The organism is Pseudofrankia sp. EUN1h (assembly GCF_001854645.1).
GTDB lineage: Bacteria > Actinomycetota > Actinomycetes > Frankiales > Frankiaceae > Pseudofrankia > Pseudofrankia saprophytica.
This window is the reverse complement of record NZ_MBLN01000073.1, coordinates 106,990-121,113: the sequence shown is the minus strand read 5'-3', so window position 1 is coordinate 121,113 and position 14,124 is coordinate 106,990. Positions and strand designations below refer to the sequence as shown.

At 75.0% G+C, this 14,124-nt stretch carries 9 protein-coding genes and 2 riboswitches; of the genes, 6 read left to right on the top strand and 3 right to left on the bottom strand.

All coding sequences use genetic code 11. The features are described from left to right. Positions 1–85: 85 nt before the first annotated feature. Both BCD49_RS28795 and BCD49_RS28790 read right to left on the bottom strand, forming a co-directional pair. On the bottom strand, positions 86–1,774 hold the full coding sequence (locus BCD49_RS28795; protein WP_007520401.1) for a DUF58 domain-containing protein: 1,689 nt from the start codon (positions 1,772–1,774) through the stop codon (positions 86–88). Between the two features lie 3 nt (positions 1,775–1,777). Then, a complete protein-coding gene (locus tag BCD49_RS28790; protein WP_007520403.1) occupies positions 1,778–2,743 on the bottom strand; it encodes an AAA family ATPase in 966 nt (321 codons plus the stop codon). 539 nt (positions 2,744–3,282) lie between these two features. Between BCD49_RS28790 and BCD49_RS28785 the strand changes: the two genes are divergently transcribed. After that, positions 3,283–6,441 carry a hypothetical protein gene (locus BCD49_RS28785; protein ID WP_071042111.1) on the top strand — a complete coding sequence of 1,053 codons (3,159 nt, stop codon included), beginning with the start codon at positions 3,283–3,285 and terminating at the stop codon, positions 6,439–6,441. 155 nt (positions 6,442–6,596) lie between these two features. Next, positions 6,597–7,232, top strand: a complete 636-nt coding sequence (locus BCD49_RS28780; RefSeq protein WP_035924550.1) for an AMIN-like domain-containing (lipo)protein — start codon at positions 6,597–6,599, stop codon at positions 7,230–7,232. A 50-nt stretch (positions 7,233–7,282) separates the two neighbouring features. Here the strand turns inward: BCD49_RS28780 and BCD49_RS28775 are convergent, their stop codons facing one another. Further along, a complete protein-coding gene (locus tag BCD49_RS28775; protein ID WP_007514938.1) occupies positions 7,283–8,011 on the bottom strand; it encodes an enoyl-CoA hydratase/isomerase family protein in 729 nt (242 codons plus the stop codon). 255 nt (positions 8,012–8,266) lie between these two features. Here BCD49_RS28775 and BCD49_RS28770 point away from each other — a divergent pair, with 255 nt between their 5' ends. From BCD49_RS28770 to gcvP, 4 genes are all read left to right on the top strand, one after another. Beyond that, on the top strand, positions 8,267–9,052 hold the full coding sequence (locus tag BCD49_RS28770) for a DUF7507 domain-containing protein (RefSeq protein WP_071042110.1): 786 nt from the start codon (positions 8,267–8,269) through the stop codon (positions 9,050–9,052). A 192-nt stretch (positions 9,053–9,244) separates the two neighbouring features. After that, positions 9,245–9,487: a hypothetical protein gene (locus BCD49_RS28765; RefSeq protein ID WP_007514940.1), complete on the top strand. Its 243-nt coding sequence runs from the start codon at positions 9,245–9,247 to the stop codon at positions 9,485–9,487. 317 nt (positions 9,488–9,804) lie between these two features. Then, complete coding sequence (locus tag BCD49_RS28760; protein ID WP_007514941.1) at positions 9,805–10,314, top strand: ChaB family protein; 510 nt, start codon at positions 9,805–9,807, stop codon at positions 10,312–10,314. 365 nt (positions 10,315–10,679) lie between these two features. Continuing rightward, a riboswitch (glycine riboswitch) is annotated at positions 10,680–10,775 on the top strand. After that, a riboswitch (glycine riboswitch) is annotated at positions 10,776–10,872 on the top strand. It abuts the riboswitch before it with no gap. Positions 10,873–11,030: 158 nt separating this feature from the next. Continuing rightward, on the top strand, positions 11,031–14,090 hold the full coding sequence (gene gcvP, locus BCD49_RS28755; protein WP_035927063.1) for an aminomethyl-transferring glycine dehydrogenase: 3,060 nt from the start codon (positions 11,031–11,033) through the stop codon (positions 14,088–14,090). Positions 14,091–14,124 lie beyond the last annotated feature (34 nt).

Genomic DNA, 14,124 nt, shown 5'->3' with positions numbered 1-14,124 from the left:
CCAGCGGATCCCGCGGGTCCGGGAGAGGACTCGCGCCGCTCGCGGCGGCGCAGGTTCTCCAACAGGTCTGGACCGTCCTGCCCCTTCACGCGCCCCCGCCACCGAAGTAGCCCGCGCGCGTGTTCGACCGCACTCCGGCCGCGGCCCGTCCCCGGCCGCCCACCGGCCAGGCCTCGGGCAGCCGGGAGGCATCCGGGATGTCGAGGACCCGCAGCCGGCCCGCCACACTGGTGCCCACGTCGCTCGGCCGGCCGATCAGGTCGAACCGGCCGAGCAGGGCCGCGGCGTCCAGGTCCGCCGCCCTGCGCAGCCGGGGCCGCTCGGCCGGCGTACGCCGCGAGCGCGCCCTGGCGGCCGCCAGGCTGCGCGCGCCGACCCGGATCACCACCACCTGTCCGAACCGGTGGACGACGGGGGCGACGGCGCGCAGCTGGCCGCCGTCGAAGCCGCCGGTCACCACGACCAGCGTCCCGACGCCGCCGCGGCGCACCGTGCTGAGCACCTCGAGCGTGCCCGCCGGTTCGAGCGCGATCTCGGCGAGCTCGTCGAGCAGCGCCTCGGTCTCGGGCACCCGGCCCCGGCCGGCGCGGCGTACCCCGCCGGTGGTGAGCAGGACGACGCCGAGCGACTCCCGCGCGCAGCCGAGCACGACCGAGGCGGCGACGTCGACGGCCTCCTCGAAGGTCTCCGCGCCGACCTCACCGGGCGGGTAGGCGTCCGCACGGGTGTCCAGCACGACGGTCGAGGCGGGCTCGCTCGGCTCGACGTGCTGGCGGACCATCAGCACGCCCGTGCGGGCGCTGGACGGCCAGTGGACGAACCGCAGATCCTCGCCGCTGACGTACTCCCGGAGCCCGTGGAAGATGACACCGCCGGCGGCGCCGTCGGCGGTCCGGCCGTCCGGGTCCCGCGCGGGCGCGGCCGGTGGCGCGCCGAGCGGGCGGGCTCGCGGCCGTACCCGCAGCACGCCGGCGGCGGACAGCCGTGCCGTCGAGCTCACCAGCCCGAACGGGTCCGCGCGGCGCACCAGGACCGGCCCGAGCGAGATCACGCCGCGCCGCCGCGTGTCGAGCGCGATGTCGAACGCCCGGGTTCCCGCGCCGGGCACCCGGCGGACGTCGACGACGATCTTCCCGATCGGGTGGGCGGCCGTGCCGCCGCCCACCCGACCCTCCAGGCGGCCGGCGAAGCCGTCGCCCGGGCTCATGCCGGCGCCCGCGCCGTGGCTCCAGGGGATGTCCAGGCGCACAGGCGGCGAGGGACGCCGGGAGGGGTTGTGGATCTCGATGGCCAGTGCCGCCGGCTCGCCCCGGGCGACACCGCTCGGGTCCACCCGCAGCGTCGCCCGCAGCCGCGGCCTGCGGGCCACCGACAGCGCCGCGACCAGCAGCGCGCAGACCGCCGCCGCGGCCAGCGCCACGAGCTCCGGGTAGCGCAGCACGGCCGCCCCGGCCGCCAGGACGACCGCGACGCCGAGCAGCCCGAGACCCAGGGGGGTGACGCGGGTGACGACGACCGGCTCGCTCGCCGGTGCCGGCATGACGGCGGCGGGTGCCGATGGGACGGCGTCCGCCGCCGTGGGCATGGACCGCGCGCCGCGGGGCGTCGAGGTGTCCTCCTCGCCCGCGTCCGCGAGGCCCGCGTCGATGTCCTCGTCCGTGCCCGGGTAAGCGGGTGGGCTCGGGTCCCGGTCAGAGTCCTGGTCAGAGGCCGGGTCGGTCAGGTCCACCAGGTGGAGGCCCGACGAACCTGGACCCGGCGGGTAGGCGCCCATCGGCTACACGCCCACGAGGCGGCGCGGCGACGGAACCGCCCGCACGACCTCGTCGACCACGTCCTCGGCGGTCACCCGCTTCAGCTCGGTCTCCGGGCTGAGCACCAGGCGGTGGGCCAGCACCGGCTTCGCCAGCGTCTTCACGTCGTCCGGGGTGGCGAACTCGCGGCCGCCGGCGGCGGCCCGCACCTGCACCGCGCGCAGCAGCGCGATGCTGCCGCGCGGGCTCGCGCCCAGGCGCAGCACGTCCGGGATGCGCCTGGTCGCGGCGACGATGTCCACGATGTAGCGGCGCAGCGCCGGCGCGACGTGCACCGACAGGGTGCGCTCGGTGTGGGCGACGACGTCCTCGGCGCGCATGACCGGCGCCAGGTCCTCGACGCGGCGGCCCACCTGGTGGCCCTCGAGGATCTCGAGCTCCGCGTCGGTCCCGGGGTAACCGAGCCGCAGCCGCATCAGGAAACGGTCGACCTGTGCCTCCGGCAGCGCGTAGGTGCCGTCCATGTCGACCGGGTTCTGCGTCGCGACGACCATGAACGGCAGCGGCACCTGGTAGCGGGTGCCGTCGACGGTGACGAACCCCTCCTCCATCACCTCGAGCAGCGCGGACTGGGTCTTCGGCGAGGCCCTGTTGATCTCGTCGCCGATGACGAGGTTCGCGAACACCGGGCCCGGCCGGAAGCCGAACTCGCCGAGGCGCTGGTTGTAGACCGTGGTGCCGGTGATGTCGGAAGGCAGCAGGTCGGGGGTGAACTGGATCCGGTGGGAGCTGGCGTTCACCGACGCCGCGAGGCTGCGGGCGAGCGTCGTCTTGCCGAGCCCCGGGACGTCCTCGATCAGCAGGTGGCCTTCCGCGAACAGGCAGATCACCGCGAGCTCGATCGCCTCCCGCTTGCCGCGGATCACGCGCTCGACGTTCGTGACCACATCGGCGAACGCGGCCGCGAACGTGTCCAGCTCGTCGCTCACCGTCCGTCGCCTCCCTCGGGACCGGCGATCGTCACAGCCACTCCTTCCTGATGGGCACCGAGTTCTTGATGGGCACCGAGTTCGTGATGGCTTGGAGGCCCCGGCGAAGGTGCCGGCGATCATGGGTCGCCGGACGCGCGCGGACCAGCCGGCGTGCGGGCACGGCCTGGGGGCCTGCCTGGCCGACCGGGCCTCGCGAGCTGACCGGGTGTTCTCGCGTGCTGGAGGTTCTGGAGCGACCAGACCCAGCCGCGGTGAGGGCGGGCCGCGCCGTCCGAGGGGGACGATCCGGCGCGACCCGCCCGCGGGCGGCGGGGGGAGCCACCCGGAACCGCATTCGGTGTGCGCGCCCGTGTCCCCACGGTCCGAAGCGGTTCGCTCACATACGACGGCGAGCCTGTCGAGTTCGTTGCGTTGGCTCGCCCAGGAGTTGTGGATCTCGTGGTTGTGGATGATTTCAGGACGAAGTAGGGGTAACCCCGCGCATACGGAGAAGATCGGGGCGCAACCCACCGGTACATCCCGACGTCAGACGTGCCGTGACGCGCACAGGCCCTCACGGACCGCCGACCTCCCGGATCGGCCTGGGCGGCGCCCTGCCGCCAGGCCCGACCGGGCAGGGCGACCCCGGCAGCCCGGCGGACCGCCCCGCCTCCGGCCCGCCAGGCCCGCCAGGCGGGCCTGGCGGGCCCGATGAGCCCGCCGAGCCGGCCGGGCCGGGTGAGCCGGGGCGCGTCCCAGCGAGGCCGGGACGTGCCCGGCAGGTCACCTCGGTCGTCGCGGCGCTCGCGCTGGCCACCGTCGTCGCGGCCACCGTCCTCGGGCGCGGCTCCCGGCCGGTGACGCTCGACCTGAGTGACGGCGGGGGCTGGCTGGTCAGCGAGCAGTTCGGCCTGCTGTTCCATGTCAACGGCCCGTCCGGGGTCGCGGACGCGGCCGTCGCCCTTCCCGGCACGGCCGGGCACCAGCTGGCCGTGCTCACCGACTTCGCCACACCGACGGCGACCCGCTCCGCCGAGGCGTCTCGTTCCGCCGCGGCCGCGGCGGAGGCGGCGGCCGCGAACCCGGAGGCGCCGGCGACCCCGGCCGTGCCCGGGGCGACCGGGCCGGGGTCGACCGGCCCGGCCGGCCCGGCCGGTGCCATCGGTGGCTCGGCTGGCGCGAACGACCCGGCCGCAGGCCTGGGGGCCGTGCCGCCGGGCGCGGCGGTCATCGTCGTCGACGCCGCGGCGGGGACCGTGCTGCGGATCGACCCGGCGCTGCTGGAGATCGTCGCCACCGTGGCGTACCCGCGGGGCACGACGGTCAGCGCCGCGGGCGGCGACGCCTACGCCATCGACGCGGCCGGCGGGCTCGTGACCCGCCTCGACCCGCGCACGCTGGCCGAGCTGGGCTCGCCGGTCACCTTCCCGCCGGGCCTCGGCGCGGTCGCCCAGACCATGGACGGGACCCTCTGGGTGCCGGTGCCCAGCGCCGGCACGGTCGTCCCGGTCCGCGCGGGGGCGCCGGGAACACCGGTACCCGTGGCGACGGCCGGCGACCGGATCGACGCGGCGGTGGTCGGCGGATCGCCGGTCATCGTCGACCGCACGGCGGGCACGGTCTCCCGGCTGACGGCCGACGGCGTCGAGGCGCCGCTGCGGTTGCCGGTCGACAGCGGCGCGGCCGGTGCCGACAGCGGGCGTCAGGTGCTGGTGCCGGCGCGGACCGAGGGCCACGTCCTAGCGCTGGCCGAGCCGGCCACGGGACGGCTGGTGCTCGTCGACCTGGACGCGGGCCGGGTGAGCGCGACGGACCTGCCGGCCATCGGCGGAGCCGGCATCGACCTGGCCGCGCTCGCCAGGGCCGGCGGTGCCGCCGCCGGCATCGCGGGTGGCGCGGATGGCGGGTCGGGCGCGGATGGCGGGTCGGGCGCGGATGGCGGGTCGGGCACCGGAGCGACGGGGTCGGGCACCGGGGCGACCGCCGGCGGTCGCCAGCTGGGCGCGCCGGTCTGGCACGACGGCCAGGTCTACGTGCCGGACTCGGACGCTGGCGTGGTCTGGGCCTACGACCCCGCGACCGGGCGCTTCGCCCCGCCGGTGCAGGTCGCGCCGGCGGGCGGCCAGGCCCGGATCACCGCGGGCGTCCAGAACGGCCAGCTCTGGATCAACGACGAGGCCGGCCCCAACGTCGTCCTCGTCGACGGCGCCACACCGCGGACCATCCTGAAGTTCGGGACGGCGTTGCCCGGCGGCGAGCACACCGCCACGCCGAAGCCACTGCCGCCGGGCCGGACGCCCGGCGGCCTGCCGTCCCAGCCGGCCGGCGGCGCGGGGCCGGGTGACGGGCGGGGGCAGGTCTGGCCGGGTCGAGGAGCCCCCGGCGGCGACGGCTGGGGAGGCGACCTCGGCGGCGGCCGTGGTGGTGGCAACGGCAATGGCGGGAACGGCAACGGCGGGAACGATGGGAACGGCCGGGGTGGCGGCCAGCCCGGCGGCCCTGGCGGCGGCCGGCCTAGCGGTACGGGCAGGCCCGACCCCAGCCAGCCGCCGACCTCGCGGGGGCCGACGGACCCGCGGCCGACGCCGAGCCGCACCGCCGCGCCACCCCAGCCGGAGCCCACCGCGACCCAGCCACCCGAGCAGACCGCGGGCCCCGCCCAGCCAGGACCCGGCGACACCGCCGCGGCGGAAGACCACCGGACCGACCAGGGTGACGCCGGCCAGGCGGGCCCCCGGCCGGGCACCGGCGCGCAGCCCGCCCCGCCGGACGCCGACGACGGTGGGGGCGGCCGTGGCGGCGCCGGGACCGGCACCCCGGCGGCCGGTCCGCCGACGGCCCGTCCCTCCACCGCCCCGGCGCCGCCGCGGACCACCGCCGCGGCCACGCCGGCCGGCTCACCGGGACGGACCACCGCGCCGGCACGGCCGACCACGGCGCCCGGGCACGCCCCGACGCCGCCGGGCGCGGGCTCACCGCTGCCGCCGGGTTTCTGGCTGTTGACGGACTCGGGGTCGGTGATCGCCCGTGGCACGGCGGGAGCGGTGAGCGCGGGGAGCACCGACCCGGCGGCCGTCGCGATCGCGGCGACCGCGACCGGCCATGGCTACTGGCTCGTCGACGCGTCGGGCGCCGGCCACCCGGTGGGCGACGCGGCGTCGCTGCCGGCGGGCGCGGGCGGCGGCCCGGTGGTCGCCGCGGCCGCCAGCCCCACCGGGGGCGGGTACTGGACCGTCACCGCCGTCGGCGTGGTCGCGGCGCACGGCGGCCTTGCCGGCTACGGGTCGCTCCTGGCGGCGCCGGCGGCGCCGGTCGTCGGCATCGCCGCCACCCCGACCGGTGGCGGGTACTGGTTGGTGGACGCGGCCGGCGGGGTCTACCCGTTCGGCGACGCCGGCGGCATCGCGGCCGGCGTGACGCCCTCGACCGCCGCCACCGGGTCCGCCCGCGCCGTCGGCATCGCCGCGAGCCCGACCGGCTCCGGCTACTGGACCGTCACGGCGGCCGGCGCGGTGGTGGCCCACGGCGCGGCCGGCCAGGTCGGCTCGCCCGCCTCCCCACCGGCCGCGGTGGTCGGTATCGCGGCGACTCCCAGCGGCCGCGGCTACTGGTTGGTGGACGCGGCCGGCGGGGTCTACCCGTTCGGCGACGCGGTCGCCCTGTCCGCGTCGGTCCCGGCGGGCACCCGGGTGGTGGCCGTGGCGGCGGTGCCGTGACCGGTATAGACATATTTCTCACTCGGACGCCGCGCTGCTGGCGTAGCGTCGTCGCTCCCGGTCGTCGTCGGGCGAGCCAGGGAACCAGGTCGGAGGCCGTCATGCCGCGGTTCGGGTCGCCATTTCGGTCTCGGCGGGCACAGCGGTCTCGGCGGGTGCGCGGCGCCCGCGTCGTCGCGCCGGCGCTGGCGCTGCTGGCCGGCGCGCTGTCCGCCTGCTCGGACGGCGGCGGCTCGCCTTCGCCGGAACCGGTCACGACGACCTCGGCCGCCGTGGCGTCCACCTCGGCCGGCGGGAGCGCGACCCCGGCTCCCGGAGCGTCGCCCACGTCGAGCGTCGGAGGGAACGCGCCGACCTGGTCGAGCGGCCCGACGTCGCTCACCCGCTCGACAAGCCCCTCGCCGCGGCTGGTCGAGGTGCGCGCGGCGCACAACGTCGAGGGCGGCCTGAGCTTCGACCGGATCGTCCTGGAGTTCACCGGCGGCCTGCCCGGGTACTCGGCTCGTTACGTCCAGGACGTGGTCAGGCCGGGCGAGGGCTCACCGCTCGCGCTGGCCGGCCAGGCGCACTTCGAGATCGTGCTGCACCCGGCCGACGCCCATGACGACGCGGGCCGGTCGACGCTGCGCTCGCCGGTCACCGGTGGCGGCCTGCCGGCGGTGCGCCAGGTCGCCATGGCCGGCGACTTCGAGGGCTACGTCCACCTGGGCGTCGGCCTCGACGACGTCGTCGGCTACCGGGTCACCGAGCTGACCGCCCCCGACCGCCTGATCTTCGACTTCGCCGCCTAGCCCCTCGGCACCCCTCGGCGGACGCGCTGCCCGCCGCCGGCTGGCGGGAGCTAGCCGACCGGCGGAAACGCGGCGAGGCGGGCGTTCTCGTCGGCTTGCAGGGCGGCGACGGTGTCGGCGTGGAGGCCTGACTTGATCTTGCCGAGCGCCGGCGACGCCTTGGCCGTGAGCGGGCGGGCGACGCCGAGCGCGGCGAGGAGAACGGCGCGCTGCGCGGCGACGAGGTCCGCGGCGTCCGTGAGGGTTCCGGCGGCGACGGCGTCGACGATCCCGGCCTCGAACGCGTCCACGCCGCCGTAGCGGCGGCCGGTGACCATCGCCTCGGCGGCCGTTCTGGCGGGCAGCCGCGCGGTGAGCAGTCTCGTCATCCCGGCGGTGAACGGCATGCCCAGGTCGACCTCCGGCAGGCACCAGTAGCCGCGGTCGGCGCGCATCACCTGCTGGTCGTGCGCGAGCGCGAGCATGGCGCCGGCGCCGAAGGCGTGCCCCTGCACGGCGGCGACGGTGACGAACGGCAGCGTCAGCACCCGGGCGAGCAGGGCCTGCACGGTGTTCAGATAGGAGCCCAGCTCGCTCGGATACGCCAGAATCCTGTCCAGATCGAGCCCGTTCGACCAGATCTTCCCGCGCGCGGTGGTGACCAGCGCCTTGTGCCCGTCGGCGTCCTCGACCTCGGACAGCAGGGCATTCACCGCCGTCAGCCAGGGGGTAGTGAACCGGTTCTCGCCGTCGCCGAGATCCAGCACGTACACGTCCCCGTCGTGTTCCAGGTGCGGCATCGATCGGCTCCCTTGGTCATCGGTCTCGCCATCGTCGCGCCCCCGGCCGCCGCCTGCCCACTGGACGGCGCCTGACACACCGCTCGTCACCTTCACCACTCAAGTGACTACGTTCGGTAATATTCGTGTACTGCTCGTCTGTCTCCGGGGGCTCGACAAAGCGGGGTACCGATGGATCCAACAAAGTTGCGGCCGTCATCGGGCTTGTTCGGCGGCCGGAGCGGTCCGCGACGGCGGGCGTTGGCCGCGGTGACGATGATCCCGGGCCTGGCCGCGGCCGGACTGGTCCTCGCCGCCGCGCCCGCGAGCGCCGTCGCACCTGCCAGCGACGTCACGTATGCCRGCGACGGCACGCCCGTCGACGACGTCACATATGCCGGCGACGTCACGTATGCCGGCGACGCCATGCCTGCCGGCGGCACCGGCCCGGAGCTCACCCTGACGACACACATGGCCTTCGTGGACCCGGGCGCCGTGGACCTCCTCTACACCGTCGGGAATGTCGGCTTCAGTGACCTGATCTTCGTTTCGGTCCAGGACGACCTCGCCGCCGGTGGCCTCACGCCGATCATCTGCCCGAGCTCGACGCTGGCGGCCGGGGCCTCCATGACCTGCACCGCGAGGTACTTCTACGGGGCGACCGACATCCCCCCGCAGGGGACGGTGACGAGCATGGCGACGGCCGTCGGCAGCGACGACGCGGGGACCGAGACCGTGATCTCGCCGACGGTGGCGACGGACATCCCGGTTCTTGACACAGCTGGCGGGCTCGGGTTTTCGGAGCCGCCGCCCTGGCCCACCGACCTCATCCAGCCGGCAACTACCGGCGAAGGTGTGCCTACGGTGCAGATCTACGCCAACGTAATAAACGTCAACATAAATGGCGATGTGCCGCCGTCGCCGGGCCTGGATAGTGGCTTCGGCCCGTCGGATGTCGACTGGGGTGACCCCGATCCGGGATTCCTTGATCCGGATTTCCTCGGCGCTCCGGATTACCCCGCCCCGAGATTCGACTACCAGCCTCTCGACGAGGCGCTCTGACGCGGGTCAGGTGTCGCGGGTCAGGTATGGAGCCGCTCCATACATCTGCTGACATCTCCCGCCTCTCCGGCACATCTGCGCCCGCTCTTCGCGGTTGACGCCGATCCCATCCCTCCAGGGCTGGTTCTGTCCGGACCCGCCGGGTACTTGCGCGACGGGACGAGAACGGCAGGCGAACGGAGGAGGGGCACGATGTCGACTCCATCCGGCGGGCGAGCCGCCAAGGGAACGGACACGCGTTCGAGGCCAGCGACCGGGCCGGCTCGGGGCAGGACCGCGGAGGCGGGCGCGGGCGCCAGCGACGAGGAGATGACCAGGCAGGTCGCCCGCCAGACCGCGTCCGACCGGGCGGTCGAGCCGTTCTTCGAGCGGGAGCGAGGCGGGGCCTCGACCGACGTCGAGGCGGCCAAGGCTGGCGCCGACCAGGTGAGGTAGCGCACCCGCTGAACTCGCGGGCCCGCTGAAGTGGGCGGAAACCTCCGCTGACCAAACGCGCACAACCAGCGTCGATTGGTCGCGCGCCCCTGCGGACCGAGCATTCGTCGTCGAAGGTGGGTGGGGGCGCGGTTTGCGCTGCGCCCGCCGGGAACTCACCGACAGACACCGAGCCGGACGCGCACTTCGATCGCGGCGGTGCGCGACTCGAACAGAGGATGCCCGGGCAGACGCCGGCCTCAGGGCGTGACCGGCGCCTCGGTCGAGCCGGCTCGACCCTCGTCCTGACGACGAGGGCTCCAGCGGAGGTGATGCAGTTGCCTACCAAGCAGATGCCCGCGAAGATGACCCGTACCAGCCCTACCAAGACGACGACTCCTACCAAGACGGCTTCCCGTTCCCGTAAGGCGGAGCAGGCCGACCAGACGTGCGCCGGCGTGCCGTCGACGATCACGCGGTCCGACGGTTTGGCCGTCCGCACCTGGAAGAAAGCCCACGACTCGGCGGTGGGCACCTACGGCGAGGGCCAGCGCGCGCACCGGGCCGCGTACGCCGCGCTGAAGCACACCCACGAGAAGGTCGGCGACCACTGGCGGCCGAAGTCGTCACCCGGGCCGTCCGACGCGCGGGCGAAGCAGAGCGCGCCGGCGAGCGTACGCCGGCCGCGTCCGACCGCCGAGGGCGTGAACGCGACCGCTCCGTTGACCCGGCTGCGCGAGATGGCCCGCGAGCTGGAGATCCCCGGCCGTACCCGGATGACGAGGGACGAGCTGATTTCCGCGATCAAGAAGGCCAACCGGCGCGCCACCGCCGCCGCCCGCAGGTGACCCGGCGCGTCGCGTCGGCGTCGGGAAGTCGCGCGGGGTGACGGCGGGACCGCTGGCAAGCCAGGATTCGCCATGGTCGCGCGCGGGGGTGCCCGATGATCCGCGTCCGTCGATCATCGGGCACCCCTTCAGCTCGCGATGTGAGGTTGGTGACGCGACGCGCGGCTGTGGCGCCCTGCCAGGCGCGACTTCCGCCGGGTGACGTTGCGGGGCGGTTTCGTGGCCGTGGTCGCGGTCGCGCCGCCTGCGCGCCGCCGATAGTCTCGATACAGACCTCTTCCACCTGCTGGCGAGCCGTCCGGTGGTCGGGTCGGCGTCGGCTCGCGGGTCCGCGAACCGGGGTCACAACCACATACTGTGCCGCTCACACCCGTGCGGGAGAGTCCCGGGCAAGCCAGCCCGAGGCGCCGAAGGAGCAAGATCTCCCCACAAACTCTCAGGCCCCCAACCGCCGGGTCAGGCAACTCTGGAAAGCGGATGCCGCTGGGTGTCCCGCCGACGGTGCAAACCGGGCACGAGGTTGCCCGGTGAAGCTCTCAGGCCGATGACAGAGGGGGAGGCCGAGGCGAGCGACCCCTCCGTGGTCGAACGCCTGCCGTGCCTACCGGGGGTAACCCCGGACCCCGAAGCGGGGCCGGTACCAGGCCGGTGCCGCCTGACCTGCGGAGCGACACGTGCCTGACACCACCCCGACCCCGGCCACCACCACGCTCCCGATCGCGGCGCTCCCGGCCCCCGCCTATCGCGCCTTCGTCGACCGCCACATCGGGCCAGACGCCGAGGCTCAGGCGACCATGCTCGCCGCGCTCGGCTACTCGTCGCTCGCCGCGCTGACCGACGCGGCCGTGCCGGCGGCCATCCGATCCACCGAGCTGGAGCTGCCGGCGCCGGTCCCGGAGAGCGCCGCGCTCGACGAGCTGCGCGCGCTGGCCGGCCGCAACCGGCGGGTGACCTCGATGATCGGGCTCGGATTCCACCCGACCGTGCTGCCCGGCGTGATCCAGCGCAACGTGCTGGAGAACCCGGCCTGGTACACCGCCTACACGCCGTATCAGCCGGAGATCTCGCAGGGCCGTCTCGAGGCGCTGCTCAACTTCCAGACGGTGGTCACCGACCTCACCGGCCTCGCGACCGCCGGCGCGTCCCTGCTCGACGAGTCGACGGCGGCGGCCGAGGCGATGCAGCTCGCCCACCGCGTCGACAAGAAGAAGCGCTCGACCTTCCTCATCGACGCCGACACGCTGCCGCAGACGATCGCCGTCGTGCGGACCCGGGCCGAGGCRCTGGGCCTGACGGTGCACGTCGCCGACCTGCGCGAGGGCGTCATTCCTCGCCCGGCGCCAGCCCCGGGCGAGGGCCCGGCCGAACCGCTGCCCGCCGAGCCGGGCGAGGGCCCCGCGGAGGCCGCGGGTGAGCTGCCGGCGGCCGTGCTGGCCGACACGTTCGGCCTGCTGCTGTCCTACCCCGGCGCGAACGGCGAGGTCCGCGACCTGCGGGGCGTCATCGCCCAGGCGCGCGACCACGCCGTGACGGTGACCGTCGCCGCCGACCTGCTCGCGCTCACGCTGCTCGCCTCGCCGGGCGAGCTCGGCGCCGACATCGCGGTCGGCACCACCCAGCGGTTCGGGCTGCCGGTGATGTTCGGCGGCCCGCACGCCGGCTACATGGCGGTGCGCAAGGGATTGGAGCGGATGCTGCCCGGCCGGCTCGTCGGCGTCTCGGTCGACGCCGCCGGGAAGCCGGCCTACCGGCTGACGCTGCAGACCCGCGAGCAGCACATCCGCCGGGAGAAGGCCACCAGCAACATCTGCACCGCCCAGGTGCTGCCGGCCGTGGTCGCCTCGATGTACGCCGTCTACCACGGGCCCGCCGGGCTCGCCGGGATCGCGACGACCGTGCACGCCCACGCCGTCCGGCTCGCCGCCGGGCTGCGCGCCGGCGGGGTCGACGTCGTCCACGACGAGTTCTTCGACACGGTGCTCGCCCGGGTGCCCGCGCGGGCCGGCGAGGTCGTCGCGGCGGCGCTGGAGCACGGCGTGAACCTGCGCCTCGTCGACGACGACCACGTGGGGATCTCCTGCAACGAGGCGACGCTGGACGCCGACCTGCACTCCGTCTGGGCCGCCTTCGGCGTCCCGGCCCCCAGCGAGGCGCCGCCGGCCGTGCCTGGCCTCGACGCGGCCGGCGCGCTGCCGACGGCGCTCGTCCGCTCGTCCGGCTACCTGGAGCACCCGGTGTTCCACAGCCACCGCTCGGAGACCGCGATGCTGCGCTACCTGCGCCGGCTCGCGGACGTGGACTTCGCGCTCGACCGCGGGATGATCCCGCTCGGCTCCTGCACGATGAAGCTGAACGCGACCGCCGAGATGGCGGCCGTCACCTGGCCCGAGTTCGCCGAGATCCACCCGTTCGCGCCGCTCGACCAGGCCGCCGGCTACCTGGAGATGATCGCGGACCTGGAGCGCTGGCTCAGCGAGATCACCGGCTATGCCGGGGTGTCGCTGCAGCCGAACGCCGGCAGCCAGGGCGAGCTGGCCGGGCTGCTCGCCATCCGCGCCTACCACCGCGACCACACCGCGGGCGACGGTTTCCGTGACGTCTGCCTGATCCCGTCGTCGGCGCACGGCACGAACGCGGCGAGCGCGGCGATGGCGGGGATGAAGGTCGTCGTCGTCGCCTGCGACGACGACGGCAACGTCGACCTCGCCGACCTCGCCGCGAAGGCCGCGCAGCACGCGTCGCGGCTGGCCGCGCTCATGGTCACCTACCCGTCGACGCACGGCGTCTACGAGGAGGGCATCGGCCAGGCGTGCGCGATCGTGCACGACGCCGGCGGCCTGGTCTACGTCGACGGGGCGAACCTGAACGCGCTCGTCGGCCTCGCCCGCCCCGGCCGGTTCGGCGCGGACGTCAGCCACCTCAACCTGCACAAGACGTTCTGCATCCCGCACGGCGGCGGCGGCCCCGGCGTCGGCCCGGTGGCGGTTGGCGAGAAGCTGCTGCCCTACCTGCCGAACCACCCGCTCTGCCCGGAGGCGGGCCCGGCAACCGGTATCGGCCCGATCTCCGAGGCCCCGTGGGGCTCAGCCGGAATTCTCATGATCCCGTGGGTGTACCTGCGGCTGATGGGGGCCGAGGGCGTGCGCGCGGCGACGTCGGTCGCGGTACTGAACGCGAACCACATCGCCAGCCGGCTGCGCCACCACTACCTCGTCCTCTACACCGGCCGGGGCGGCCTGGTCGCGCACGAGTGCATCCTCGACCTGCGCCAGCTCACCAAGGAGACCGGCGTGACGGTCGACGACGTCGCCAAGCGGCTCGTCGACTACGGCTTCCACGCGCCGACGATGTCCTTCCCGGTCGCCGGCACGCTGATGGTCGAGCCGACCGAGAGCGAGGACCTGACCGAGATCGACCGGTTCTGCGACGCGATGATCGCGATCCGGGCCGAGGCGGACAAGGTGGGCGACGGCACCTGGCCGGCGGACGACAACCCGCTGCGCAATGCCCCGCACACCGCCGAGATGGTCACCGGCGACGACTGGGACCACCCGTACCCCCGGTCGGTGGCCGCCTACCCGGTGGCATCGCTGCGCACCGCGAAGTACTGGTCCCCGGTCCGGCGGATCGACGGCGCGTACGGCGACCGCAACCTCGTCTGCACCTGCCCGCCGCCGGAGGCTTTCGCCGACGACCTGACGGCCGCGGACGCCGCCACCGTCCCGGGCGCTCGCTCGGCCGCCCGCCCGCTCACCCCCGTTGGCACTGCCGGTTAGCGCCGCCGCCGGAAGATCAGACCTCCATATTCAG